Below are 25,257 nucleotides of genomic sequence, written 5' to 3' on the forward strand. Positions count from 1 at the left end.
CATGGCTGGCACATCGATCGGATCGGTACTGCGCGAACGGGTGGTGTATCCGGTACGCACGGCGATCAGTTCGGTCTGGGGTATCGGAACCTTCCTGCGCACCGGCCAATTCGGCGACGGCCGCGAGGCGGCGGTGCGCGATCACGTGCTGGCCAACGCCGAGCCGGGCAATCCCGAGAGCGTGCTGGCCGCCATCGACCGGTTCGCACGCACACGCAGCAATCTGGTGAACGTGGGCGACGAGAAGGGCCTGCTGCTGGACGCCGCTGTGCGCAAGGCCGCGCCGAAGCTGGTGCTGGAGTTGGGCACCTACATCGGCTACAGCGCCGTGCGCACCGCCCACCTGCTGCCCGAGGGCGCGCGACTGATCTCCCTCGAGTTCAGCGCCGCCAATGCCGAGGTGGCGCGCGCCATCATCGCCCACGCCGGCCTCGCCGACCGGGTGAGCGTGGTGGTCGGGACCATCGGCGACGGCGGCGCGACCATGCAGCGGCTGACCGACGAGTACGGAATCACCGCGGGCGCCGTCGATTTCGTCTTCGTCGACCACGACAAGTCCGCCTACCTGGCCGATCTGAAGAGCATCCTCGCGGCGGGCTGGCTGCACCCGGGCACGATCGTCGTCGCCGACAATATGCGCGTCCCGGGCGCTCCGGACTATCTGAAGTACATGCGTGAGGCCGAGGGCAAGACCTGGCGGACCGTCGAGCACGACACCCATATCGAGTATCAGTCGCTGCTGAAGGACCGGGTGCTCGAGTCGGAGTACCTGGGCTGAACGCCGCGCGGGTCAGCGATTCGAGCGGTCCTGTACCGACCCCGCCAGCGTGCGCGTGACGAGATCCGTTAGGGCGGGCAGGTTTTCGGGCAGGTCGAGATAGAAGTGACCGCCGGGGAAGGTCGCCAGTTCGAATTCGGCGGCGGTGAACTCGCGCCACCGCTCGGCTTGTTCGACGGTCGTCGTCGGGTCCGCGGTGCTGACCAGCGCGGTGATGGGGGCGCGCAGCGGCGCACCGGGTCGGTGGCGGTAGGTTTCCACGGCCTGATAGTCGCTGCGCACCGCGGGCAGTACGAGTTCGGCCAGGCTGGGTTCCTCGCGCAGGATGCGCACCGAGGCCGGATCGTTGGACAGGCGTTCGAGATCGGCGATGAGACCGTCGTCGGGACCGGCGTGCAGGCGGGCGGTTTCGGTGAAATCCGGTGCGGGACGACCGGAGACGAACAGCCGCGCGAGCGTCCGGCCACCGTCCTCCACCCGCCGGGCGGTCTCGTAGGCGAGGGTCGCGCCCATGCTGTGACCGAAGAGGGCGAGCCGGATATCACCGGGCCAGGCCAGCAGGTCGGCCGCGATCCGCTCGGCCATCTCGGTCAGCACCGGGACGTGCTCGTCGCCGAGACGATCCTGGCGGCCGGGGTACTGGACGCCGAATACCGCGGTGCCCGAGCCGAATCGCTGCGCGAAGCCCCGGTAGGCGGTCACCGAACCGCCGCCGGGCGGAAAGCACACCAGCACGGTGGCGGGAGCGGGATCGGGCCGCAGGGCGCGCAGCCAGTCGGTCGCGGTGAGATCGGTTGCCGTCATTCGATCGAGTATGCCGTGCGGCCTCCTGCCGCGGCATCGCCCGGGTGACGCGAGCATCGGCCCTGTTGAGAGCCGATGTGTTGCGGATCGCCCCGCGTCGGCCATCCAAGATCGCGTGGCAGTTTCTGGACAACTGTCAGGGGAAGCGGTCCACTGTAGTCGATTTGCGTACCGGTCTTCCCGTTTTCCGCGAATTGATCAGCAATGCAGACATAATCATCTCCGGTTACCGACCGGGCAGATTGGAACAGCTCGGACCGCTGCCCACCGAATTCCGGCCGCGAATTGTGCACGGACAACTTTCCGCCCGCGGCGAAACCGGCTCACAGGGTCGATCGGCGCGGTTTCGACAGCATCGCGCAGGCCGCATCGGGAATATCTCTCATCGAAGGCACAGACGGTAATTCGCACATCGACGCCGCGCGGGCGCGCCCCCGGTGCAGGTACCGGCACTCGATCAGGTCGGCGGCGACCCGGCTGATCACCACGTCCGGACGCGCTCCCGCCCCGGCCCGAACCCGCTGCGCCCCAATCTCGTTTCGCCCGAGCGCGCCGTCCGGCACCCCTCACCTGGCAAGACGTACCGGTTGGTTCTTAGCCGCCGTGAATGTATACAACGCGATGCACGCACACCCGCAAGTGCATCCGCAATTAAGGCGAATTCGCTTGTGATAAACGGCTTTCGACACACCGAGCGAGACCCCCGCGTGACGTTAATAAATGAGACCCTGAAACCGACATCAATATTGTCGACCCGTTTGTCGACATGTGTATGGAGGACGTCATCGTGGACACACCTACCCCCTTGCTTCCCAACGGCGGCAGGACCACGGTGGGAAGAAGGGAATGGGCCGGATTGGCGGTGCTGGCGCTGGCGTGCCTGGTGTACTCGATGGACCTCACCGTCCTGCACCTGGCGGTGCCGCAGATCAGCGAGATACTGCGCCCCACCAGTTCCCAATTGCTCTGGATCATCGACGTTTACGGCTTCCTGGTAGCCGGGCTGCTGCTCACCATGGGCACCATCGGCGACCGCATCGGCCGGCGGCGGCTGCTGCGGGTCGGGGCGGCCGCCTTCGCCGCGGTCTCGATCATCGCGGCCTTCGCGCCCTCGGCCCCGATCCTCATCGGCTGCCGCGCCCTGCTCGGCGTCGCGGGCGCCACCCTCGCCCCGTCCACACTCTCGTTGATATTCACCATGTTTCGCGACGCCGCCCAGCGCTCCATTGCCGTGGGCGTGTGGGTCGGTGCGTATTCGGTGGGCGGTTCGGTCGGCCCGCTGGCCGGCGGGATCATGCTCGAGCATTTCTGGTGGGGTTCGGTCTTCCTGCTCGCGGTGCCGGTGATGGTGCTGCTGATCGTGCTGGCGCCCCGCGTACTACCGGAGTTCCGCGATCCCGACGCCGGTCGCCTGGATCTGCTCAGCGCCGGATTGTGCACGGCCGCCATGCTGCTGGTGGTCTTCGGCATGAAGAAGGCGGCACAGGACGGTCCGGGCCCGGCCGCGCTCGGGGCCCTGGCGGCCGGGGCCGGCATCGGCATCGTGTTCGTCCGCCGTCAGCTCTCCACCCCCGAACCCATGCTGGATCTGCGACTGTTCCGGCTGAGCAGCTTCCGCACCGCGCTCACCATCAATATGGTCGCCATCTTCGTGACCTTCGGCTACGCGCTGTTCGTCGGCCAGTATTTCCAACTGGTGCTGGGCATGTCGCCGCTGCGCGCCGGCGTGGCCACCATCCCGGCCGGGCTGGGATTCATGATCGGCTCGCAGCTGGGCCCGCGCATCATGAAGCGCATGCGACCGGCCCACATGATCGGGGTGGGGATGGCCATGGCGGCGGCGGGCCTGCTGTTGCTCACCCAGATCCGGGCGAGCGGCGGGGTGGAACTCACCATCGCGGCGTCGCTGCTGGTGTCCTTCGGTCTGGCACCGGTTTTCGGGATCACCACCGAGCTCATCGTCGGCACCGCGCCGCCCGAACAGGCCGGCGCGGCATCCGGACTCTCGGAGACCGGGGCCGAATTCGGGGGCGCCCTGGGGATCTCGATTCTGGGCAGCATCAGCATCGCCGTCTATCGCAGCCAGCTCGACGCCAATCTGCCCTACGGCCTGCCCGCCGACGACGCCCACGCCGCACGCGACACCCTCGGCGCGGCAATGGAAGTCGCCAAGGGCATCCCCGGGACGGTGGGCGGCGCGGTCGCCGACGCCGCCAAGCACGCGTTCCTCACGGGCATGCACCTCACCGCCGCCATCGCCGCGGGCGCGGCACTGCTGCTGGCCGTCATCGCCATGACCCGGCTGCGGCACGTGCCGCCGGGTTAGGCCGACGGAGCCGGCGGATTCACTTGGTGCGCAGCGTCTCGAGGGCGGTGGTGAACGAATCCCCGTCGAGCAGTTCGGCGCCGGGCGCGATCATCATCTGCACCGCCAACCCCTGGAACAGCAGAAACAGCAGTCGGGCGACCGCGGACGCCTCCTGCCGGCTCAGCTCGGGATGCACCGAGCGCAGCGTCTCGGTGATATCGCGGTGCGCGTGCGCGCTCGCCTCGGCCATGAACCCCTGCTGTTCGGGGTCGCGCGCGATCTGGATGCCGTTCTCGGTGCTGAGCATGAGCCCGTCCCGATTGCGCTGCACCACGTCGACGAAGCCGTTCCAGGTGGCGGCCAACGACTCCCACAGCGTGCGGCCCTCCCCCGCGTCGCGGATGGCCGCGTCCATGTCGTCGCCGATCCGGGTGCCGACTCCGATGGTCACCGCCTCGGTCACCAGTTGATCCTTGGAGCCGAAGTGGTAGCCGATGGCGGCCAGGCTCACCCCGGCGGCCTTGGCGATGTCGCGGGCGGTCACCTTGGCCAGTCCGCGGGCCAGGACGGCTTGGCGAGCCCCTTCCAGTAGGTCTTCTCGATTTCCCATGACCCGACCCTACCAGCGTCTTAGACATTTGTTCTAGACAGACGTGTCAGACTCTGTTAGACATATGTCTTAGACGGACGTACACCACGGCTTCAGGAGTTCGACATGACCACCACCAACACCCCCCGCATCCTCGTCGTCGGCGGCGGGATCGCCGGCAATACCGTTGCCCTGCAACTGCTTCGGGCCGGCACCGCCACCACCGTCGTCGAGCGAGCCACCGCTCCCCGGCCCGGCGGCCAGGCCGTCGATCTGCGCACCGCCAGCCGCGAGGTCGCCGAGCGCCTGGGCCTGATGCCGGGCATCCGCAAGCTGCGGGTCGACGAGCGCGGCTGGGCCTATGTCGACGAGAGCGGCAAGATCTACGCCCGCATCGACGTCGCCAGCTTCGACGGCGAGGGCCCCGCCGCCGAGATCGAGATCTCGCGCGGCGACCTCAATCAGGTGCTGCTGGACCAGATCGCGGACCTCGACGGCCCGCTGGACTACCGCTACGGCGACTGGATCGAGCATCTCGTCCAGGACGCCGACGGCGTGGACGTCACCTTCGCCTCCGGCGGCACCGAACGCTTCGAGCTGGTCATCGCCGCGGACGGCGTGCATTCGGCCACCCGCCGCCTGGTCTTCGGAGCCGACGAGCAGTTCGCCACCCACCTGGGCGGTTACATGGCCTTCTTCACCATGCCCACCCCCGCCGACGCCGAGCCGGGCTGGCTGACCGGATGCAATATCCCCAGCGCCTCCTTCGCGATTCGCCCCGACCGCGACCCAGCCACCTCCAAGGCCATCATCACCCTGCGCCAGGACTACGACCCGGCGCTGCGCCGCGACCCGGCGGCGCAGCAGGCGCGCATCCGCGAAGCGCTCACGGGCGCGGGCTGGAAGGCGTCGACCATCCTCGAGGCCATGGCCGGCACGCCGGACTTCTACTTCGATCAGCTCGCGCGCATCGATGTGCCGGAACTGTCGGCGGGCCGGGTCACCCTGCTCGGCGACGCCGGCTACTGCGGTTCCCCGCTGACCGGGATGGGCACCGCCATGGCGATCGTGGGCGCATATCTCCTCGCGGGGGAAATCGCCTCCACGCCAACCGATCTGGGCCGGGCGCAGGCCCGTTATCAGGAGCTGCTCACCCCGTTCCTGGACAAGGCCAAGGAACTGCCGGGCGGTGGGATCAAGATGATGCTGCCGACCACCCGCTTCGGTACGGCCATGGCGCGGATGAACTGGCGGCTCATGACCTCGAAGGCCATGCTGCCGCTGACCAAGAAGCTCTTCGCCCCCGCCACCGCCGACTACGTCCTGCCGACCTACCGATAACCCGGCCGGGACCCGGCCACCGTGCCCGCTACCCTCGACTCCGTGCGGCAGAAGATCCTGATGGACAACGACACCGGCATCGACGACGCGCTCGGGCTGCTCTACCTGCTCGCCTCCCCCGAGGCCGAGATCGTCGGAATCGCCTCCAGCGCGGGCAATGTGCCCGCGCCGCAGGTGGCCGCCAACAATCTCGCGCTGCTGGAGCTGGTGGGCGCCCCCGAGCTCGAGGTCGCCCAGGGCGCGCTGGCGCCGCTGGCGGTGCCGCTGCGCACCACCGAGGACACGCACGGACCGCAGGGCGTGGGCTACGCCGAGCTGCCGCCGACCACCCGGACCGTGTCCGACCGGTCGGCGGCGCAGCTGTGGGTGGATCTGGTCCGCGAGCATCCGGGCGAGATCGTCGGACTGTGCACCGGCCCGCTCACCAATCTGGCGCTGGCGCTGCGTATGGAACCCCAACTGCCGCAACTGCTGCGCCGGCTGGTGATCATGGGCGGCGCGTTCAACCATCCCGGCAACACCACCCCCACCAACGAGTGGAACGTGCACGTCGACCCGGAGGCGGCCAAGGAGGTCTTCGACGCCTTCTCCGCCGCGCCCGCCGACCGCCGGCCCATCGTGTGCGCGCTGGACATCACCGAGACCATCGAGATGAAGCCCGCGCATCTGGTGCGGCTGGCCGAGCGGGCCGGCAGCACCCCGATCGAGCTGGTGAGCGAGACCGATCCGCCCGAATCGCGGTCGGCGGCAAGCAATCCGCTGATCCGGTTCCTCACCGACGCGGTGCGCTTCTACTTCGACTTCCACAAGCTCTACGACCAGGGCTATCTCGCGCACATGCACGACCCGTTCGCCGCCGCGGTGGCCCTGGACCCGAGCCTGGCCATCACCAAGCCCGCGACCGTGGACGTGGAGCTGACCGGGACGATCACCCGCGCCACCACCGTCGCCGACTGGGCGGGCATGTGGGGGCGAGAACCCAACGCGGACATCGTGGTCGCCACCGATCCCGAGCAGTTCTTCGAGCGGCTCGTCGACCGGATCGGCGAGTACGCGCGTGTCGCGTTCGCGGACGGCGAGGCCCGGCGGTGAGCGAGACACAGGATCTCGACTACATCGCCGGTTTCCGCGAGCGTCTCGGCCTGCTGGGCCTCATCGACGTCCACACCCATTTCATGCCCGAGCAGGTACTGCGCAAGGTGTGGGGTTACTTCGACGCCGCCGGGCCGCTGATCGGGCATCGCGAGTGGCCGATCACCTACCGCGACGAAGAGGAAGTGCGGTTGAAGACGTTGCGGGGCTTCGGGGTTCGCGCGTTCACGTCCATGGTCTACCCGCACAAGCCGGAGATGGCGGCCTGGCTCAACGACTGGTCCGCCGACTTCGCCGCCCGGACCCCGGACTGCCTGCACACCTCGACCTTCTATCCGGAGCCCACCGCGCCCGCCTACGTGCGCGCGGCGATCGAGGGCGGCACCCGAATCTTCAAGCTGCACATCCAGGTCGGCGACTATCACCCGGCCGATCCGCGGCTGGACGAGGTGTGGGGCATGGTCCAGGACGCGGGCATCCCGGTGGTGATGCACTGCGGTTCCGGGCCCGCCGCCGGGCGATTCACCGGTCCCGGGCCGATGATCGAACTGCTGCGGCGGTTCCCGCGACTACGCCCGATCATCGCGCACATGGGCACACCCGAGTACAGCGAGTTCCTCGATCTCGCCGAGTCCTACAACGGTGTCCTGCTCGACACCACCATGAACTTCACCGACTTCTTCGACGCGGACGACTTCCCGCGCGCCGAACTGCCCCGGGTGCGCGATCTGGGCGACCGCATCCTGTTCGGCAGCGACTTCCCCAACATCCCCTACCCGTACGGTCACGCCCTGTTCGCGCTGGAACGCCTGGAACTCGGCGACGACTGGCTGCGCGCGGTCTGCCACGACAACGCCGCGAGCGTGTTCAATATCGGCTAGCACCTCGATTACTGGCTAGCACCTCGAGTATCGGCTGGTACCTCAACGGAAGGCGGGTCGCTCATGCGGTTGGTCGCGGAGATCCTGGTCGGACTGCTCGCCGCGCTGCACGTCTACATCCTGGTCATGGAGATGTACCTGTGGACCACGCCGCGGGTGCGCGCCAGCTTCGGCACCACCGTCGAGTTCGCGGCCGCGACCAAGGCGCTGGCCGCGAATCAGGGCCTCTACAACGGTTTTCTGGCCGCGGGCCTGATCTGGGGTCTGATCGCCTCGGATCCGGTCGGGCAGGCCGCGAAGATCTTCTTCGCGGCCTGCGTGGTGGTGGCCGGACTCTACGGCGCGGCCACCGCCAGCCGCCGGATCCTGTTCGCCCAGGCGCTGCCGGGTGCGATCACCCTGGCCGCGGTGCTGATCGCCGGGTAGCGGTCAGGCGGTCCGACCCGCGACGCTGAGCGCGATCTTGGCGTTGCGGCCCGGGCGTTCGCTGGCCGCGGCGGCCTCGGCCGCGTCCTCCAGCGGGTACGCGGTCTCGACGGCCAGATCCAGCTCGCCTTTCGCCGCGAGGGTGACGAGTTCGGTGATGAGCCGCCGGCGTTCGTCGCCGCCGATCTCCTCGGCCCGCTTGGAACCCCAGAAACCCTTCACCACGGCCTGTTTGAAGATGAGCGGCCCGGTGCCGAGCGTCATCGGCTGACCCGACAGCGCCCCGAAGGTGATGAGTTCACCGCGCGGCGCGAGCACCGACAGCAGATCGTTGGCGGCCTTGCCACTGACCTGGTCGACGGCCCGCACCAGGGGCTCACCGCCGGTCACCTCCGCGACCCGCTGCTGCCAGTCCCCGGACTCGGTGTCGAGCACCGGTTCGAAACCCAGTTCCCGCAACGACTTCGCCGCGGACTCGCTGCGCACCAGGCTGAGCACGTGCACGCCACGCGCCCGGGCCAGCAGGTTCAGCAGCCGGCCCACCGCGCCGTTGGCGGCATTGATCGCGATCCACTGTCCAGCTTCGACATTCAGATCCTCGAGCAGCATCAAGGCGCTGAGCGGCATGGCCAGCAGCTGGCTGGCGGTGTCGTCGGACACCGAGTCCGGCATCGGCACCACGCCGCCCGCCTTGGCGACGAAATACTCCGCCCACGCCCCCTGCACACCCGAAACCGCCACGCGCTGACCGACTTCCAGCCCGGTGACGTCTGCGCCGAGCGCGTCGACGCGGCCGACGGCCTCGGTGCCGGGAACCGCGGGCAGCTCCGGCCGGTAGCCGTAGACGCCGCGAATGATGGCCAGGTCGTGATTGTGAATCGGGGCCAGGGCGGTGGCGATGCGCACCTCCCCCGGGCCGGGTTCGGGCACGGGACGCTCACCGGCGGTGAGGACTTCGGCAGGCTCGCCGAACTTTTCGATGACTACCGCACGCATGATCGTCTCCCCTCAGTCCTCGACCACGATCACGTCGACCGGGATATTGCCGCGGGTGGCATTGGAGTACGGGCACACCTGGTGCGCCTTGTCCGCCAGCGCCCGCGCCGCGTCGAGCGACAGGTGCGGCAGCGACACCTCGAGGGTGACGGTCAGCCCGAAGCCGCCGGTCTCGTTGGGTCCGATGCCGACCTTCGCGCCGACCGCGGAATCGTCCACGTTCTCCTTGGTCGCGCGGGCGACGGTGCGCAGCGCGGAGTGGAAGCAGGCCGCGTAGCCGGCGGCGAAGAGCTGTTCGGGGTTGGTGCCGATGCCGTTGCCGCCCATCTCCTTCGGGATCGACAGGTCGAATTCGACCTTGCCGTCGTCGGAGCGGACGTGGCCGTTGCGGCCGTCCCCGGAGGCCAGGGCTTCTGCGGTGTAGAGCACGCTCATCGGTCGTTCTCCTCGAGTCGGGTGTGGGTGGTCAGCGCGTCGGTGAGCCGGCGCAGGGTCGTGCGAAGGTCGGACAGTTCGTCCAGGGTCATGCCGCTGATCTCGGCGGATCGGGCCGGGATATGGCATGCGGCCGTACGCAGTTCGCGTCCGCGCTCGGTCAGGGTGATCTCCACCCGGCGTTCGTCGGCCGCCGAGCGCCGCCGCGCCACGAACCCGCCCGCCTCCAGCCGCTTGAGCAGCGGGGAGAGCGTGCCCGAATCCAGTTCGAGGGCGGCGGACAGATCGCCCACGGTCCGGCCGTCGCGCTGCCAGAGCGCGAGCAGGACCAAATACTGCGGATAGGTGATGCCGAGTGCGTCGAGCTGGGGGCGGTACATGGCGGTCATCGCTCGTGAAGCCGCGTAGAGCGCGAAGCACAGCTGGTTCTCCAGTGCCTGCTCTTCTGCCATGTCCAACAACATAGCCCCCAATTAAATTGTGCACAATCTTTCTGGCCGTCTCGTGTGTCACACCGCCGCCGCTGCGTGGACAAGCCCGGGTACCGATCACCGGAAATTTCCCCTATGGACTACCGGAATGGCGATACCTTCCCGCTAGAACGTGTTCCAATAGTGGGCCCGTCGATGCTGTGGGAGTTGCGATGACGCACGAGGTAGTCAGCCGGATCGAGGAGCTGTCGGGGCGGCTGGCCGCGACCGCCGAGGAGACCGAGCGGCTGGGCAAGCTCTCCGACGAGAGCGTGAAGATCATCCGTCAGGCCGGGGTGATGCGGCTGCTGCAACCCACCGATTTCGGCGGTTACGCCGCGCATCCGTGCGACTTCGCCGAGGCGGTCATGGCCGTGGCCAAGCACTGCGGATCCACCGGCTGGGTGTGCGGCGTCGGCGGAGTGCATCCGTGGGAGATGGCCCTGATGGATCGGCGGCTGCAGAACGAGGTGTGGGGCGAGAACCCGGACACCTGGATCGCGTCCCCGTACGCCGCCCAGGGTGTCGCGACGCCGGTCGAGGGCGGGTACACGCTGCGCGGACGCTGGCAGTTCTCCTCCGGCACCGATCATTGCGGCTGGATCTTCCTGGGCGCGTTGACCGCCGGGGCCGACGGCAAACCGCTCATGCCGCCGAAGGTCATGCACGTGGTGCTGCCGCGCAGGGACTACACCATCGTCGACGACTCCTGGGATGTGATCGGGCTGCAGGGCACCGGCAGCAAGGACGTCATCGTCGACGGCGCGTTCATCCCCTCGTATCGGACCATCGACAGCGACGCGGTCGCCGCCGGCGAGATCGCCGCCGAGCGCGCGGGCCGCACCGAAACGGTGTACCGGCTGCCGTTCTGGGCCATGTTCCCGCTCGGCATCACCGCCGCGGTGGTCGGCATCGCCGAGGGCGCGCTCGCGGCGCACCTGGACTACCAGCGCGACCGGGTCACGGCCATGGGCACCCGGATCAAGGACGATCCGTATGTGCTGTCGGCCATTTCCGAGGCGGCCGCCGATATCGCGGCCTCGCGCACTCAGCTGCTCGACGGCGTGAGCCGGCTCTACGACAAGGCCGCGGCCGGTGCGGAGATCACCTTCGAGGACCGTTCCCTGGTGCGGCGCAATCAGGTTCGCTGCGCGTGGCGGGCGGTGTCGGCGGTGGACGAGATCTTCGCGCGCTCCGGCGGCAATGCGGTGCGGCGGCAGAACGTCATGCAGCGCTTCTGGCGCGATGCGCATGTCGGCCTGCAGCATGCCATTCACACGCCCGGCTCGCTGTATCACTCGACCGCGCTGACCATCATGGGCGTCGAGCCGGAAGGGCCGCTGCGGGCCATGATCTGAGCTCGCCGCGCACATCCCGGCGGTCGGCGCGGCATCGATTCCGCGCCGACCGGCCCTGCTTACGGCCCGCGACGCCGGCTCATGCCGTAGGTTGGCCAGCGAACGATTCCTGGCGGTTGGTTCGCAGCGAGGAGGCCCGGTGGTACGGTCCGGCGACGGCGGGACAGCACTCCGTAGTGAGACGACCCCGCGCTCCGAGGCCGCATCGGATACCGATCTCCCGCTGTCCGTGGCCCAATTGCGGTGGTGGGTGGCCCAGCAACTGTTTCCCGGCGTGCCCAATACGGTCGCCCTGTATCTCGAGCTGACCGGAACGCTGCAGCGGGAGTTACTACAGGAGTGCGGGGCGCGGGCGGCTCGTGAATTGCAGTCGCCGCTGGTGCGTTTCCGATTGGTCGACGGCTACCCCCGCCAGTACCTGGACGAGGACGCGTTCGCCCCCGCGCATTTCGTGGACCTGACCGATCACGCGGATCCGATGGACGCCGCCGTGGCCCTGATGGACCGCGACCGGTGCGCGCCAGTCGATCTGCTCGCGGACGCGCCGACCGTCGCCACCGTCTACCGGCTCGAACCGCAGCGGCATCTGCTGTATCTGCGCAGCCACCACATCGTGCTCGACGGACTGGGCGCGGCCGCGCTGTTGCGCCGGACCACCGAACTCTACAGCGCCACACTGGATCCGAGCAGCGCGCCCGCCGTCACTGCGCCTTTCCTGACGGTCGCCGACATTCTCGACGACGAGCGCACGTATCTGGCCTCGACCCGCGCGACCACCGATCGCGAATACTGGGCGCGGGAGATGGCGGGCATGAGCGAGCCCCCGCGCCTGGCGGGCCCGCCCGCGCCGCCCGCGCCCCAACCGCTTCGGCTCACCGCCGCGGTCCCCGCATCGGTCGCCAACCGGCTGCGCACGCTGCGCCAGGACGCCGGAATCGCGTTCCCCGAACTGATGATCGCCGCGTTCGCCTGCTATCTGGCGCGCATGACCGGCTCCGACGAGATCGTGCTGTCGCTGCCGGTGCCCGCGCGCCCGACCGCGGCGCTGCGCCGCTCGGCGGGCACGGTGTCGAACGTGGTGCCGTTGCGGCTGACCGGGGTTCGGGCCGCGACCGGTGCGGAGGTCATCGAGCAGGTGCGGGCCAAGGTGGTGGGCGCGCTGCGGCATCAGCGCTACCGCTACGAGGACATGTTGCGCGACAACGGGGAAAGCCAGGCCGTGCGCGGCAGTTTCGGGCCGGTGGTGAACATGCTGCGGTTCATCGAGCAGCCGCGGATCGGACCGCTCGCGGCGGAGGTGCGGCTGCTGTCGCTGGGCCCGGTGGAGGATCTGCTGGTCAACGGGTATCAGCTCGGACCGGACGAGCGCACGGTCACCCTTGACATGCAGGCGAATCCGGCGCTGTACAGCCGGGAGACGCTGGCGTGGCATCACGCGCGGTTCCTGGAGTACCTCGACCGATTCCTGACCGATCCGCGACTTCCGGTCCCCGCCATCGACTTCACCGAGGCCGACCTGATGGAGGGACCGGCCGCGGCCGCGCTCCTGCCCGATCTGCTGCGCACCAACCTCACCGGCGCCGCCACCCCGGACGCCATCGCGCTGCAGGACGGGGCGCGCACCTGGACCTACCGCGAACTCGACGAGCTGTCGTCGCGGTGGGCGCGGGTGCTGATCGAATCCGGGGCGGGCCCGGGCTGTTTCGTCTTGGTGGCGGTGCCGCGCTCGGCGGAGTCGGTGCTGGCGGTGTGGGCGATCGCCAAGGCCGGGGCCGCGTTCGTCCCGGTCGATCCGACCGATCCGGTCCGGCGGCTGCGGACCGTCGCCGCGGATTCGGGTGCGCGCGTGGGCATCACGGTGTCGGCCGTGCACGCGGACCTGCCCGAGGAGCCGATCTGGCTGGAACTCGACGATCCCGGGCTGCGCGCACAGGTCGATACCCGTTCGGGCGCGCCGGTCGGCGACGACGATCGGGTGCGTCCGCTGCATGCCGCCCATCCGGCGTATCTGATCTACACCTCCGGCACGACCGGCACCCCGAAGGGCGTGGTGGTCACCCATCGCGGGCTGGGGATGCTGGCCGACTACCTCGTCGAACACTATGGGGTGCGCGCGGATTCACGAGTGCTGCACGCGCACGCACCGTCGTTCGACGCCCACCTGCTGGAATTGCTGGCCGCGTTCGCGGCGGGCGCACGCCTGGTCATCGAGCCCCCGGGTGTCGTCGCCGGAGCCGAGCTCACCCGGTTGCTGAAGGCCGAACGGATCACCCACTTCCTCACCACCCCCGCCGTACTGGCGACGCTGACCCCCGCCGATGTCCCCGATCTGCGGGTCGCGGTGGTCGGCGGCGAGGCGTGCCCGGCCGATCTGGTGCGGCGATGGGCCCCGGCGCTGCGACTGTTCAACGGGTACGGCCCGACCGAAACCACGATCATGGCAACCCAATCGCGGGCATTGACCGCGACCGGCCCGGTGACGATCGGCCCCGCCCTGCCGAGCGTGCGGACCTTCGTGCTCGACCATCGGCTGCACCCGGTGCCGCCGGGCAGCCCCGGCGAGCTGTATCTGGGCGGTCCCGGCGTCGCCCAGGGCTATCTGCACCGGCCGGGCGCGACCGCCGAACGATTCCTGGCCGACCCGTTCGGTTCCGGCGGAACGGTTTACCGCACAGGCGATCTCGTCAAGGCGGAGGTCGACGGCGGGCTGGTGTTCCTCGGGCGGGCCGACGATCAACTGACGGTCCACGGCCGCCGGGTGGAGTCCGGTGAGGTCGCGGCGGCGCTGATGACCCTGCCGGAGATCGCGCACGCGGTCGTCACCGCCGACGAATCCCCCAGCGGCGTGCGCTTGATCGGCTACGTGGTCGCCGCCCCGGGCGTGCACCTCGACACCTCGGCCCTGGTGCGCCGACTGCGCACCCTGCTGCCCGCGGCCCTGGTACCCGCCAGACTGGTCGAACTGGAACGACTTCCGATCACCGCCCACGGCAAGGTCGATCGCACGGCCCTGCCCCCTGCTCCCGCCGTTCAGCAGCCCTACCGCGCCCCCGGCACCGAGTTGCAGCGACTGGTCGCCGACCGGTTCGCGACCGCGACCGATACCGAACAGGTCGGTCTGGACGACGACTTCTTCGAACTGGGCGGCAATTCGCTGCTGGGCGTAGCGGTCTCGGCCGACCTGGCCGCGGCCACCGGACTCCCGGTGACCGTCCGCTGGCTCTACACCGCACCGACCGTGGCCGAACTCGCGCAACGGCTGGCCGAGCACGACGGCAGCACCGCCGGCGACGACGCCCTCGGCACAGTGCTCACCTTGCGCCGCAACGGTTCTCGCGCTCCCCTGTTCTGCGTGCATTCGGCGGTGCCGCTGGCCTGGTGCTATGCCGGGCTCGCACGCCAGATTCACGATCGTCCCGTGTTCGGTCTGCAAGCACTCACCACCGATGGCGCCCCGCAAGCGGTCTCCAGCATCGACGAACTCGCGGGCGGGTACGTGCGGGAGATCCTGCGGGTGCAGCCGGAGGGGCCGTACCATCTGCTGGGTTGGTCGCTGGGCGGCCAGATCGCCCATGCCATCGCGGTCCGGCTGCGGGCGGCCGGGGCGGAGGTGGCAACCCTGGCAATGCTCGACAGCATCGTCTTCCCGGACGACATGCCCCCGCCGCCCATTCCCCGCATGCGCGATCTGCTCACGCATCTCCTGGGCGAGGAGCCGGAGGACGCCGATGAGCTGCCCGATGTCACCGCGCAGGAGGCGGCCGCCCAATTGGCGGGCGCCGCAGCGTCTTTCGGCACCGGTCTGACCGCCGAACAGCTGACCCGGTTGCATCGCGGCTATGTGGACGGGGTGCGGTTGTCGGCCGGTTACCGTCCGGCCGTCTTCGACGGTGACCTGCTGTATTTCTCCGCCACCCGCGGCCTGACCGAATCCCTCGACGCGGGGCTGTGGCGACCGTATGTCACCGGGAACGTCACCGAACATCCCGTCGCCGCCACCCACGCGCAGCTCACCAACGCCGATGTCGTCGCGGTCATCGGCCCGCTGCTGGCCGCGCACCTCGAGGGCAGTGCATGAGGTGCGGACCGCGTGCCGGCGTGCGCTGGTTCAACGTCTACGAGGACGCCGCGAACTGGGAGCGCCAGGGTCCGGAGGCGCCGATCCTCACCCGCTGGGTCAGCGACCATCTGATGCGACCGCATCCGGCTCTCGGCCGGCCCGGCCCGGTCTGCCCGTTCGTGCGCCAGAGCATGACGCGGCGGCTGTTCTGGGCCGGGCTCGCCGAGGGCGGCGACTCGCTCACCGCCGACCGGATGCACCGGATCGTGGACGACGCCTTCGACCTGTACCGGGCACTGCGCCAAGAGAATCCGGGTGAGGCGCGCGGCCTGACGCTGGTCACGGTATTCCCTGGACTGACCCGCCACGACCTGGTGGACGAGGTGCACGCGGAGCGCAAGACCGAGGTGGTCGCCGAGGGCATGATGCTGGGTCAGTTCTACCCCGGCTGCCCGGTTCCGGGACTGTGGGATCGAGACTTCCGCCCCCTGGACGCGCCGCTGCCGCTGCTGGTGCTGCGCTCGATGATGAGCACCGACTTCCCGTTTCTGGCCGCGCGCACGGACTGGCTCTACTCCTACCTCAGTCGCGTCGCCCCCGATCTGCCGCACCCGCTGCGCCGTTCGATAGCCGAGCGCATGCGGGTACCCGAGTCCGAGGCCGGCGATATCACCGCGCTGCGGGCACATTCGCCCGACGAACACGCGCGGTGATCACCGAAATTCGCTCCCGGCAGCGGGATACTCCAGTGATGCATCGGCTGTCGCGCTCCCTCGTTGCCTTGATCGCCACCCTCGCCGCCCTGGTGCCCGTGACCGCCGCCGCGGATCCGGGTGGGGCGGCGATCGTCGATGTCCGGCCGCTGGGCGGACGCCAATACGAGGTGACGGTCTACTCGGCGGCCATGAATCGCACCATCCCCGTCTGGGTTTCGCATCCGGACTTCTCGGCCCCGGCCCTGTATCTGCTCAATGCCGTGGACGGCGGCGAGGACGGCGGCCCGTGGACCAACCGCACCGACGTGGCGCAATTCTTCGCCGACAAGCCGGTCAACGTGATCACGCCGATCGGCGGGCGCGCGAGTTTCTACACCGACTGGCTAGCCGACGATCCCGCCGTGGGCCGAAACAAGTGGTCCACCTTCCTGATCCACGAGCTGCCGCCGCTGCTGGAATCCCGTTTTCAGATGACCGGCCGGAACGCGGTGGCCGGGACGTCGATGTCGGCGACCTCCGCATTGGATCTGGCCATCGAAGCGCCCGGGATGTACCAGGCGGTCGGCTCGTACAGTGGGTGCCCGCGTACGGCGGACGCCGCCGCTCGCGCTTATGTCCGTTCGGAACTCGGTCTGTTCGGCGCGAACGCCTCGAATATGTGGGGTGGGGACGACAATCCGGCGTGGGATGCGCACGACCCGGTGGTCAATGCCGATCGATTGCGGGGGCTCGCGCTCTATATTTCCGCCGGGGACGGGCTGCCGGGAATTCACGAGGCGATCGGGGATCCGAGCGTCGGGGGGAATGTCGCGGCGCTGCCCGATCGGATGGCGGTGGGCGGCATGATGGAGTCGGTCGTGCGCGATTGCACGAATTCCCTTGTCGGGCGGCTCGGTTCGCTGGGCATCCCCGCACAGGTGGTGCTGCGCAACGGCACGCACTCGTGGCCGTACTGGCAGGATGATCTGCACGATTCGTGGCCGCTGTTCGCGGGCGCGCTCGGAGTTTAGAAAGATAAAGAAAATACCATCGAATGCGAATTTGAAAATGCCACTGCCGCAAGATAATTCGCGTGATTGCGGCGCATTATCGCGGTAGAATAGAAGCATGAATTCGGGTGGGGATATTCTCGCGAGCGACATTTCGGTGGCCGACGCCATCGAAATGCTCGCCATCGCCACCGATGTCCTCCTCGCCGACGCATTGGGCACCCCGACCGACAACGATTTCGTGGACATGTTCCGCGATTGGGAGAACGCCAAGCGCCGCATGGCCGCCGTGGACCACCGCTTCATCGCCCAGGTCAAGGAGCGCAACCTGCCCGAGAAGGCGGGCCTGCGCTCGGTCCCCAAATACTTGGCACAGGCCCTGCGCCTCGGCAATGCCGAAGCCCGCGCCCGAGTCAACGCCGCAGACCTGTTGAGCGTCCGCCACCTGGCCGGCCAGCGCCTGGACCCAGCCCTCCCTTGGACCGCCGCCTACCAGGAAATGGGCCTCGTCTCAGCCGATTCCGCCCGCGCGATCGGCCGCATCATGGACCGCATCCCCGCGAAGGTCGACACCGACACCCGCGATCTGGCCGAATTCGAACTGGCCACCTTCGCCGCCCAATCCACCCCCGACGATCTGCCCAAGGTCGGCGACCGCATCCTCGGCTACCTCGACCCCGACGGCACCGTCACCACGGAGGTCGACCGCCAGCGCCGCCGCGGCATCACCCTCGGCAAGCAGGGCGTCGACGGCATGTCCACGCTGACCGCAGACCTCACCCCCGCCCTGCGCGCCCTGCTCGACCCCGTCTTCGCCAAACTCGGCCAGCCCGGCATGTGCAACCCCGACGACCCCGAAAGCCCCTGGACCGCCGACACTCTCGACCCCCAGGCCCTCGCTGCCGCCGCCGGTCGCGACCCCCGCACCGCCGCCCAGCGCAACCACGACGCCCTCCTCGCCTTCCTGCGCCCCGAAATGGGCCCCACCAACCTCGGCGCCCACCGCGGCCTCCCCGTCTCCACCATCATCACCATGACCCTGGCCGAGGTCGAAGCGGCCGCCGGTGTCGCGACCACCGCTTCGGGCGGCACGGTCGCCCTCGAGGAAGCCCTCCAACTGGCCGAGAAGTCCAAGCCGTTCCTCGCCATCTTCGACCACCAGGGCCTGCCCCTGCACCTCGGCCGCGCCGAGCGCCTGGCCAATTCCGCTCAGCGCCTGGCCCTCATCGCCGCCGAACGCGGCTGCACCCGCCCCGGCTGCACCGCCCCCGCCACCCTCTCCGCCGTCCACCACATCACCGAATGGTCCAAAGGCGGCCCCACCAACATCGAAAGCCTCACCCTGGCCTGCGACGCCTGCCACGCACTCATCCACGACGGCCCCGACGGCTGGAAAACCGTTGTCATGCCCGACGACTCAGACCACCCCGGCCGCACCGGCTGGATCCCCCCACCCCACATCGACCCCACCGGCACACCCCGCGTCAACGACCGCCACCACGCCGGCGAACTCCTCGCGGCCTCCCTCGCCAAAATCCGCGCCCGCACCCACCCACCCGTCCGCTGGTGGACCCGCCACTGATTCCCCAGCGCCACACCCAACCCCAAGCGACAGCCTCACCAAAAGGTGAGGCCACTCGCATTGCCCAAACCCCATACCGAAGAACACAACTGGACCTCCCTCATCTTTGTCTCGAGAAGGTGATCCGTGCAGTCCGTAGGCTGGAACGCAAGTCACGGCTCCCACCCCGGCGTCAGCCCCAGTCCGGCAGGGCAGGCGAAGCGACCCATTTATCTGTTCATCTCTACAACCGTCGGGGACTGAAGAACTTCGTGAAAGCTCGAGCGTCTCAGACCATCATCCCCCGTAACACCACCTCCTACTTCCAAAGGTGATTCCCCATGCTGGACTACGGCCTGGATATGTCAGAAGTGAAGCGCGACCTCGCGATACCCGACTTGGTAGCCGAGGGAGAAGAACTCGACGCCTTGGTCTCCGCACACGACGACTGGTCAGCCCCGACCGCCGCAGCAGGCTGGACTATCGCGCATCAGATCGCCCACCTCGCCGTGGCGGATGCCAACGTCGTCCTGGCAATTCGATCCCCGGAAAAGTTCGAGAGCGTTTCGAACCGGGCAGCGGCGGAAGGACGCCAAGTCGCCGATCTGGACGCCGCAGCGGGCGCTGCCAAACCGCGGACAGAGCTCTTGGACGAATGGCGAACCGGTCGAGCGGAGATAGCGGCGGCACTGCGCGATATTCCGGTGGAGCAACCGTTTCCGTGGTTCCGCTCCGACGTGACCGCGACGCTCATGGTGGCGTTACGGGTGATGGAAACCTGGGCTCATGGCCAGGATATTTTCGACGCCCTGCACGTCTCCCGTCGTCCCACGGCTCGTCTTCGAAGTATCGCGGCCTTGGGGGTGGCCGGTTTGGGGCTGGCGTTCTATGCGGCTCAATTGCCTATTCCGACAGGGCCTTTCCGGGTCGAGCTGGATGCGCCCGATGGCGATACCTGGACGTGGGGTCCCGAGGACGCCGGGCAACGGGTTCGCGGCAGCGCCCTCGACTTCTGTCTTCGGGTCACGCAGCGCAGAGCACTTGCCGAGACCGGGCTCCGCGCGGTCGGCGCGGAGGCCCGGTTCTGGCTGGAGAACGCCCGCGTGTTCCTGTAGGTCAGGGGCGGACAAATATCGTGCGGCTCAATCCCGTTGGTCGAAGGCTCGCAGGATTTCCTCGGCGGCCAGGGCCGGGGTCAGCGAGCCGTCGCGGACTTGGGTCTCCACTGTGGAGCGCAGGGACTTCACGGCTGGGTTGTCGGTCAGGCGGCGCAACAGGTTGTCGTGCACCATGGTCCAAGTCCAGTCGACCTGCTGGCGGCGGCGTTTTTCGGCGAACTCGCCTGCTTCGGTGAGGACGCGGCGGTGGGTGAGGACCGTGTCCCAGAAGGTGTCGAGGCCGGTCCCGTTGAGGCCGGACATGGTGAGAACCGGTGGCCGCCACAGCGCGTCGCGGGGATGGATCAAGCGCATCGCGCCCTGGAGTTCGCGGGCGGCGGCCTTGGCTTCCAGCTCGTGACGGCCGTCGGCCTTGTTGACCGCCACCAGGTCGGCGAGTTCGAGCACGCCCTTCTTGATGCCCTGCAACTGGTCGCCGGTGCGCGCCAGGGTCAGGAAACAGAACACGTCGACCATATTGGCGACCGTGACCTCGGATTGGCCGACGCCGACGGTCTCCACCAGGATGACGTCGTAGCCCGCCGCCTCCAGCAGCACGATGGTCTCGCGGGTCGCTTTCGCCACGCCGCCAAGGGTTCCCGCAGTCGGCGAGGGCCGGATGAAGGCGTCGCGTTCCACCGACAGCCGGGCCATGCGCGTCTTGTCCCCGAGAATCGATCCGCCGGTGCGTGTCGAGGACGGGTCCACGGCCAGCACGGCGACCCGGTGGCCCTGGCCGATCAAGTACATGCCGAGGGCGTCGATGAAGGTCGACTTGCCGACACCCGGAACACCGGTGATACCAACCCGATTCGACAGCGTGCCCCCCGGCTCGGGGGCCAGCCGCAGCAACAGCTGCTGGGCCAGGTCGCGATGGTCGGCGCGCGTCGATTCCACCAGCGTGATGGCGCGAGCCAGCCCGGCCCGCTCCCCCGCCCGCACCTGCACGGCCAGCTGGTCGACGTCGATCACCCGGCGCGCCCCCGCCGTGGCGACCGGAGCGCCGGGACCGGTGCGCCCGATCCCGGCGGTGGTGCCGAGCCGAGGGTGGAGCCGGCCACCCTCGGTACCGCGTGCGGCGTCGCTCATTCCGTTGCGCCGCTGCCGATCTCGTGGCCCAGCTGCGCGGCCAGCTTCCCGATCAGATCGATCGCGGCCTCGGCGATGATGGTGCCCGGCCCGAAGATGCCCGCGGCGCCGGCCGCGTACAGCTCGTCGTAGTCACCGGGCGGGATGACACCGCCGACGGTGACCATGATGTCGGGGCGTCCGACATCGGCCAGTGCCTGCCGCAGGGCGGGCACCAGCGTGAGGTGGCCCGCGGCCAGCGAGGACACACCGACAACGTGCACGTCGTTGTCGGCCGCCTGCTGCGCCACCTCTTCCGGGGTCTGGAACAGCGGGCCCACATCGACGTCCATGCCGAGGTCGGCGAAGGCCGTGGCGATCACCTTCTGACCCCGGTCGTGACCGTCCTGCCCCATTTTGGCGATGAGGATGCGGGGACGGCGGCCTTCGGCCTCGGCGAACTGCTCGACGAGTTCGATGGCCTTGCTGATATTGGTCACCTTGCCGGCCTCCTCCCGGTAAACGCCGGACAGGGTGCGGATTTCCGCCTGGTGGCGGCCGTACACCTTTTCCAGGGCGTCGGAGATCTCACCCACGGTGGCCTTGGCGCGCGCGGCGTTGATGGCCAGCGCCATCAGGTTGTTGTCCATGCCGCCCTCCGAAGAGGCAGCGGCCCGGGTCAATTCGGCCAGCGCCCGCTCGACCTCGGCCGAATCGCGTTCCGCGCGCAGCTTTTCCAGCTTGGCGTTCTGCTCGGCGCGCACCCGCGAGTTCTCGACCTTGAGCACCTCGATCGGGGTGTCCTCCTCGACCAGGTACTTGTTGACGCCGATCACCGGCTGCTGCCCGGTATCGATGCGCGCCTGCGTGCGAGCGGCCGCTTCCTCGATGCGCAGCTTGGGGATGCCCTCCGAAATCGCCTGCGCCATACCGCCGTGCGCCTCGATCTCGGCGATGTGGGCGCGGGCCCGCTCGGCCAGCTGGTGGGTCAGCCATTCCACGTAGTACGAGCCGCCCCACGGGTCGGCCGGACGGGTGGTGTTGGACTCCTGCTGGATGAGCAGCTGGGTGTTGCGGGCGATGCGGGCGGAGAAGTCCGTCGGCAGCGCCAGCGCCTCGTCCAACGCGTTGGTGTGCAGGGACTGGGTGTGGCCCTGGGTGGCCGCCATGGCCTCGACACAGGTGCGCGCGACGTTGTTGAACACGTCCTGCGCGGTCAGCGACCAGCCCGAGGTCTGCGAATGCGTGCGCAGCGCAAGGGATTTGGAGTTCTTGGGTTCGAACTTGGCGACCAGCTCGTTCCAGAGCAGCCGTCCCGCGCGCAGCTTGGCGACTTCCATGAAGAAGTTCATGCCGATGGCCCAGAAGAACGACAGTCGCGGCGCGAACTTGTCGACCTCCATGCCCGCGTCCAGACCGGCCTTGATGTACTCCACGCCGTCGGCGAGGGTGTAGGCCAGCTCCAGGTCGGCGGTGGCTCCGGCCTCCTGAATGTGGTAGCCGGAGATGGAGATCGAGTTGAACTTCGGCATCTTCGCCGAGGTGTAGGCGAAGATGTCGGAGATGATCCGCATCGAGGGTTTGGGCGGGTAGATGTAGGTGTTGCGGACCATGAACTCCTTCAGAATGTCGTTCTGAATGGTTCCGGCCAGCTGCTCGGGCTTGACGCCCTGCTCCTCGGCGGCGACGACGTAGAGGGCCAGGATCGGCAGCACCGCGCCGTTCATGGTCATCGACACCGAAACCTGATCCAGCGGAATCTGATCGAACAGTTCCCGCATGTCGAGGATGGAGTCGATGGCGACACCGGCCATGCCGACGTCACCGGTGACGCGCGGGTGATCGGAGTCGTAGCCACGGTGGGTGGCCAGGTCGAAGGCGACCGACAGGCCCTTCTGGCCCGACTGCAGGTTGCGTCGGTAGAAGGCATTCGAGTCGGCGGCGGTGGAGAAGCCCGCGTACTGGCGAATCGTCCACGGCTGATTGACGTACATGGTCGGGTACGGGCCGCGCACGAATGGCGACACACCCGGCACGCTGTCGAGCGGATAGCCCTCGGCGACGATGGCGTCCCGGTCGGCCTTGGTGAACACCGGCGGCACGTCGATGCCCTCCGGGGTCGACCAGGTGAGCTGTTCGGGCGCATAGTGATTGGCGCTCGCGGCCTGTGCCACGAACTCCTCGACCTGTGCGGCGCCGACCTCGGCGGGCGCGGGCGCGCCCTCGGTCAGCGGCACCTCGGCGAAATTGCCGATGCGATGCTTGATATCGCTCATCTCCGTGTCCTCTCCGCACGACCGGGGCCCTGCGTGGTTACGCTTCGCTGCCGCCTCCGGGCCTGACCGCTCATGCGGGGACTCCCAGCTTTTCGAGCAGGCCGGTCAGAGCCGCCACCGCGTCCATGCGGGCGGTCACGAAACCATCCGGGCGATCCGCCCCGGAAAGCTCCGCGACCGCCTTCTCCGGTCCGGCCAGCAGCACGGTGGTCACCCCGGCCGCCCGCAGGTCCGACACCGCCGCGGCGGCGTCGGTGCCGTAGCGGGTGTCGGATCCGCACAGCACGGCGATCGACGGACCCGCCTCGGTCACGGCTTCGATACCGCCGGAGGCCAGCAGGTTGGTGGTGAAGGTGACACGAACATTGTTCTCCGACACCGGTCCCAGCGGAACCAGCCGCACTCGCGGCCGAGCCCCGTTGGCGGCGAGGTAGGCGTCGGAGCGGTTGCGCAGCGCCTCGAACGCGGCGCCGTACCGCGCGGTACCGTTCTGCGCGCGGGCGGCCTCCGACAGCGGCTTCTCGCCCAGGTTCGGGAACTCGTTGACGCCGGTGACGGCCGTCTTGCGGTGCGCCACATCGGAATCGCGGCGAGCCTTGGTCTCCCCGATGCGCTCGGCGAGCAGACCCGCCTGCAGCGCGGCCAGGTAACCGCCGGTCGCCTCGATCTCCTGCATGAACTCCCACGCCTTGGCGGCGAGCTCATCGGTGAGCGACTCCACGTACCAGGAGCCCGCGGCCGGGTCCTGCACGTGACCGAGGTGGGATTCCTCGAGCAGCAGCAGCTGGGTGTTGCGGGCCATGCGCTCCGAGAACGCCTGCGACACTTCGAGTTCCCCGGCCGGCAGGGCGGCGTCGAACGGCAGCACGGTGACGATGTCCGCGCCGCCGACGCCCGCGCCGAACGCGGCCAGAGTGGTGCGCAGCATGTTCACCCACGGGTCGCGCTGGCTCATCATGGCCGCCGACGTGACGGCCTGCTGCGGTGCGTTGCCGAAGGCCGGCGCACCGCACACCTGCGCGACGCGCGCCCACAGCTTGCGGGCGGCCCGGAACTTGGCGACGGTCTCGAACTGGTCGTCGGTGGCCGCGAAACGGAATTCCAACTGGCCCAGCGCATCCGCGATATCGGCACCGGCGTCGGTGAGCGCGCGCAGGTACTCGAGTCCGGCCGCGACGGCCGCGCCGAGTTCCTGGGCGTCGGAGGCGCCCGCATTGTGGAAGGCCACGCCGCACACGGTGATCGCCCGCACGGTCTCGGTTCGCGCCACCGCCTGCTGGGCCAGCGCGATCGCGCCGTCCAGGTCGATGGCCTGCGAGCCGGCGAACAGGCTCGTCAGCGGAGTCGCGCCCAGCGAGACCCGAATGTCCTTGCGGTTGGGGGCCTCATAGCCGTCCAGCAGCGAGAACAGCTGGGCGGCAGCCTCATTGGCAGCAGCGCCGGCATCCAGGGTCAAGGGAGCCAGTTCGTAGAGGAAGCCCCGCAGCGCGGTACCCAGCTCCGCGACCGGCACACCGCGCTCGTCGACACCCAGCCACACGGCGCTCACGCCGTTGTCGAGCGCGAAGAGGATGTTCTCGTTGACGGCCTTGGCATCACCGCCGGTGAAACGCTGGCTGACGAACCAGCCCCGGTGTACATCGCGGGTGGCGTCGCCACCGCGCACGAATGGGAACTGCCCGGGCAGCGGCTGCTCGGGCAGTTCGTCACGGCGCGTGTAGAGCGGGTTGACCGTCAGACCGTCATAGGTCGTGACCGCGAGCAGCTTCTCCGGCTCAGCCGGCAACTCGCTCGCATCCACCCTGCGGGCCTTGGCCAGCACCCCGGCGACACCCTTGCGCCAGGCGGCGAACTCGGGCACCGGATCGGTGTCCGAGTCGGAAGCAATCGGCATAGCTGCTGTTCCTTCTTCCACTCCCTGACCGGATGGTCGTTTTCCGGGGGTTTCCCCA

At 68.9% G+C, this 25,257-nt stretch carries 21 protein-coding genes; 13 read left to right on the forward strand and 8 right to left on the reverse strand.

All coding sequences use genetic code 11. The features are described 5' to 3' along the window. Position 1 precedes the first annotated feature (1 nt). Complete coding sequence (locus D7D52_RS17705) at positions 2 to 778, forward strand: O-methyltransferase (protein ID WP_120737855.1); 777 nt, start codon at positions 2 to 4, stop codon at positions 776 to 778. Between the two features lie 12 nt (positions 779 to 790). On the opposite strand, the gene D7D52_RS17710 is transcribed toward D7D52_RS17705, so the two are convergent. After that, the gene (locus D7D52_RS17710; protein ID WP_120737857.1) at positions 791 to 1,582 is read right to left on the reverse strand and encodes a thioesterase II family protein; all 792 of its coding nucleotides are present in this window, start codon (positions 1,580 to 1,582) and stop codon (positions 791 to 793) included. A gap of 44 nt (positions 1,583 to 1,626) precedes the next feature. Between D7D52_RS17710 and D7D52_RS40345 the strand changes: the two genes are divergently transcribed. Continuing rightward, positions 1,627 to 1,986: a CoA transferase gene (locus tag D7D52_RS40345; protein WP_425464639.1), complete on the forward strand. Its 360-nt coding sequence runs from the start codon at positions 1,627 to 1,629 to the stop codon at positions 1,984 to 1,986. Between the two features lie 401 nt (positions 1,987 to 2,387). Then, positions 2,388 to 3,908, forward strand: a complete 1,521-nt coding sequence (locus tag D7D52_RS17720) for an MFS transporter (RefSeq protein WP_425464680.1) — start codon at positions 2,388 to 2,390, stop codon at positions 3,906 to 3,908. 19 nt (positions 3,909 to 3,927) lie between these two features. Here the strand turns inward: D7D52_RS17720 and D7D52_RS17725 are convergent, their stop codons facing one another. Beyond that, entirely contained in the window at positions 3,928 to 4,500 is a 573-nt protein-coding gene (locus D7D52_RS17725) for a TetR/AcrR family transcriptional regulator (protein ID WP_120737861.1), read from the reverse strand. 105 nt (positions 4,501 to 4,605) lie between these two features. Here D7D52_RS17725 and D7D52_RS17730 point away from each other — a divergent pair, with 105 nt between their 5' ends. The 4 genes from D7D52_RS17730 to D7D52_RS17745 all read left to right on the forward strand — a co-directional run bounded on the left by D7D52_RS17730 (position 4,606) and on the right by D7D52_RS17745 (position 8,219). Further along, positions 4,606 to 5,820, forward strand: a complete 1,215-nt coding sequence (locus D7D52_RS17730; RefSeq protein WP_120737863.1) for an FAD-dependent monooxygenase — start codon at positions 4,606 to 4,608, stop codon at positions 5,818 to 5,820. 60 nt (positions 5,821 to 5,880) lie between these two features. Beyond that, the gene (locus tag D7D52_RS17735; protein WP_120744204.1) at positions 5,881 to 6,912 is read left to right on the forward strand and encodes a nucleoside hydrolase; all 1,032 of its coding nucleotides are present in this window, start codon (positions 5,881 to 5,883) and stop codon (positions 6,910 to 6,912) included. Further along, on the forward strand, positions 6,909 to 7,793 hold the full coding sequence (locus tag D7D52_RS17740) for an amidohydrolase family protein (protein ID WP_246023918.1): 885 nt from the start codon (positions 6,909 to 6,911) through the stop codon (positions 7,791 to 7,793). Before D7D52_RS17735 ends, D7D52_RS17740 begins: the two co-directional genes overlap by 4 nt. Positions 7,794 to 7,856: 63 nt before the next feature. Further along, positions 7,857 to 8,219 (forward strand): DUF1304 domain-containing protein, encoded by a 363-nt coding sequence (locus D7D52_RS17745; protein ID WP_120737865.1) that lies wholly within the window; start codon positions 7,857 to 7,859, stop codon positions 8,217 to 8,219. Positions 8,220 to 8,222: 3 nt separating this feature from the next. On the opposite strand, the gene D7D52_RS17750 is transcribed toward D7D52_RS17745, so the two are convergent. Genes D7D52_RS17750 through D7D52_RS17760 form a run of 3 tightly spaced genes read right to left on the reverse strand, consistent with a single transcriptional unit; the run spans position 8,223 to position 10,102 of the window. Further along, positions 8,223 to 9,215, reverse strand: a complete 993-nt coding sequence (locus D7D52_RS17750) for a zinc-binding dehydrogenase (protein WP_120737867.1) — start codon at positions 9,213 to 9,215, stop codon at positions 8,223 to 8,225. Positions 9,216 to 9,227: 12 nt separating this feature from the next. Beyond that, positions 9,228 to 9,650 (reverse strand): organic hydroperoxide resistance protein, encoded by a 423-nt coding sequence (locus D7D52_RS17755; RefSeq protein WP_120737869.1) that lies wholly within the window; start codon positions 9,648 to 9,650, stop codon positions 9,228 to 9,230. Beyond that, positions 9,647 to 10,102: a MarR family winged helix-turn-helix transcriptional regulator gene (locus D7D52_RS17760; RefSeq protein WP_120744206.1), complete on the reverse strand. Its 456-nt coding sequence runs from the start codon at positions 10,100 to 10,102 to the stop codon at positions 9,647 to 9,649. The genes D7D52_RS17755 and D7D52_RS17760 overlap by 4 nt, the downstream gene beginning before the upstream one ends. Before the next feature lie 191 nt (positions 10,103 to 10,293). Here D7D52_RS17760 and D7D52_RS17765 point away from each other — a divergent pair, with 191 nt between their 5' ends. The 6 genes from D7D52_RS17765 (at position 10,294) to D7D52_RS17790 (ending at position 19,919) form a co-directional block, all read left to right on the forward strand. Further along, positions 10,294 to 11,478 carry an acyl-CoA dehydrogenase family protein gene (locus tag D7D52_RS17765; RefSeq protein ID WP_120737871.1) on the forward strand — a complete coding sequence of 395 codons (1,185 nt, stop codon included), beginning with the start codon at positions 10,294 to 10,296 and terminating at the stop codon, positions 11,476 to 11,478. A 139-nt stretch (positions 11,479 to 11,617) separates the two neighbouring features. Continuing rightward, a complete protein-coding gene (locus D7D52_RS17770) occupies positions 11,618 to 15,556 on the forward strand; it encodes a non-ribosomal peptide synthetase (RefSeq protein WP_120737873.1) in 3,939 nt (1,312 codons plus the stop codon). Then, the gene (locus D7D52_RS17775; RefSeq protein ID WP_162958381.1) at positions 15,553 to 16,251 is read left to right on the forward strand and encodes a DUF6875 domain-containing protein; all 699 of its coding nucleotides are present in this window, start codon (positions 15,553 to 15,555) and stop codon (positions 16,249 to 16,251) included. The genes D7D52_RS17770 and D7D52_RS17775 overlap by 4 nt, the downstream gene beginning before the upstream one ends. 38 nt (positions 16,252 to 16,289) lie before the next feature. After that, the gene (locus D7D52_RS17780) at positions 16,290 to 17,264 is read left to right on the forward strand and encodes an alpha/beta hydrolase (protein WP_120737878.1); all 975 of its coding nucleotides are present in this window, start codon (positions 16,290 to 16,292) and stop codon (positions 17,262 to 17,264) included. 97 nt (positions 17,265 to 17,361) lie between these two features. After that, positions 17,362 to 18,825 (forward strand): HNH endonuclease signature motif containing protein, encoded by a 1,464-nt coding sequence (locus D7D52_RS17785; protein ID WP_246023919.1) that lies wholly within the window; start codon positions 17,362 to 17,364, stop codon positions 18,823 to 18,825. Between the two features lie 320 nt (positions 18,826 to 19,145). After that, on the forward strand, positions 19,146 to 19,919 hold the full coding sequence (locus tag D7D52_RS17790) for a TIGR03084 family metal-binding protein (RefSeq protein WP_120737880.1): 774 nt from the start codon (positions 19,146 to 19,148) through the stop codon (positions 19,917 to 19,919). Positions 19,920 to 19,946: 27 nt separating this feature from the next. Here D7D52_RS17790 and meaB read toward each other — a convergent pair whose 3' ends face one another. From meaB to D7D52_RS17805, 3 genes are all read right to left on the reverse strand, one after another. Next, positions 19,947 to 21,050, reverse strand: a complete 1,104-nt coding sequence (gene meaB / locus D7D52_RS17795) for a methylmalonyl Co-A mutase-associated GTPase MeaB (protein ID WP_120737882.1) — start codon at positions 21,048 to 21,050, stop codon at positions 19,947 to 19,949. Beyond that, complete coding sequence (scpA, locus tag D7D52_RS17800) at positions 21,047 to 23,305, reverse strand: methylmalonyl-CoA mutase (protein ID WP_120737884.1); 2,259 nt, start codon at positions 23,303 to 23,305, stop codon at positions 21,047 to 21,049. The genes meaB and scpA overlap by 4 nt, the downstream gene beginning before the upstream one ends. A gap of 70 nt (positions 23,306 to 23,375) precedes the next feature. After that, entirely contained in the window at positions 23,376 to 25,199 is a 1,824-nt protein-coding gene (locus D7D52_RS17805) for a methylmalonyl-CoA mutase family protein (RefSeq protein ID WP_120737886.1), read from the reverse strand. Positions 25,200 to 25,257: the final 58 nt, after the last annotated feature.

The sequence above is a fragment of the Nocardia yunnanensis genome (genome assembly GCF_003626895.1).
Lineage (GTDB): Bacteria > Actinomycetota > Actinomycetes > Mycobacteriales > Mycobacteriaceae > Nocardia > Nocardia yunnanensis.

Coding starts and splice junctions, on each gene's coding strand:
- D7D52_RS17705 (WP_120737855.1), top strand. CDS start 2: ATGGCTGGCACATCGATCGGATCGGTACTGCGCGAACGGGTGGTGTAT.
- D7D52_RS17710 (WP_120737857.1), bottom strand. CDS start 1,582: ATGACGGCAACCGATCTCACCGCGACCGACTGGCTGCGCGCCCTGCGG.
- D7D52_RS17725 (WP_120737861.1), bottom strand. CDS start 4,500: ATGGGAAATCGAGAAGACCTACTGGAAGGGGCTCGCCAAGCCGTCCTG.
- D7D52_RS17730 (WP_120737863.1), top strand. CDS start 4,606: ATGACCACCACCAACACCCCCCGCATCCTCGTCGTCGGCGGCGGGATC.
- D7D52_RS17735 (WP_120744204.1), top strand. CDS start 5,881: ATGGACAACGACACCGGCATCGACGACGCGCTCGGGCTGCTCTACCTG.
- D7D52_RS17745 (WP_120737865.1), top strand. CDS start 7,857: ATGCGGTTGGTCGCGGAGATCCTGGTCGGACTGCTCGCCGCGCTGCAC.
- D7D52_RS17750 (WP_120737867.1), bottom strand. CDS start 9,215: ATGCGTGCGGTAGTCATCGAAAAGTTCGGCGAGCCTGCCGAAGTCCTC.
- D7D52_RS17755 (WP_120737869.1), bottom strand. CDS start 9,650: ATGAGCGTGCTCTACACCGCAGAAGCCCTGGCCTCCGGGGACGGCCGC.
- D7D52_RS17760 (WP_120744206.1), bottom strand. CDS start 10,102: ATGGCAGAAGAGCAGGCACTGGAGAACCAGCTGTGCTTCGCGCTCTAC.
- D7D52_RS17765 (WP_120737871.1), top strand. CDS start 10,294: ATGACGCACGAGGTAGTCAGCCGGATCGAGGAGCTGTCGGGGCGGCTG.
- D7D52_RS17775 (WP_162958381.1), top strand. CDS start 15,553: ATGAGGTGCGGACCGCGTGCCGGCGTGCGCTGGTTCAACGTCTACGAG.
- D7D52_RS17780 (WP_120737878.1), top strand. CDS start 16,290: ATGCATCGGCTGTCGCGCTCCCTCGTTGCCTTGATCGCCACCCTCGCC.
- D7D52_RS17785 (WP_246023919.1), top strand. CDS start 17,362: ATGAATTCGGGTGGGGATATTCTCGCGAGCGACATTTCGGTGGCCGAC.
- D7D52_RS17790 (WP_120737880.1), top strand. CDS start 19,146: ATGCTGGACTACGGCCTGGATATGTCAGAAGTGAAGCGCGACCTCGCG.
- meaB (WP_120737882.1), bottom strand. CDS start 21,050: ATGAGCGACGCCGCACGCGGTACCGAGGGTGGCCGGCTCCACCCTCGG.
- scpA (WP_120737884.1), bottom strand. CDS start 23,305: ATGAGCGATATCAAGCATCGCATCGGCAATTTCGCCGAGGTGCCGCTG.
- D7D52_RS17805 (WP_120737886.1), bottom strand. CDS start 25,199: ATGCCGATTGCTTCCGACTCGGACACCGATCCGGTGCCCGAGTTCGCC.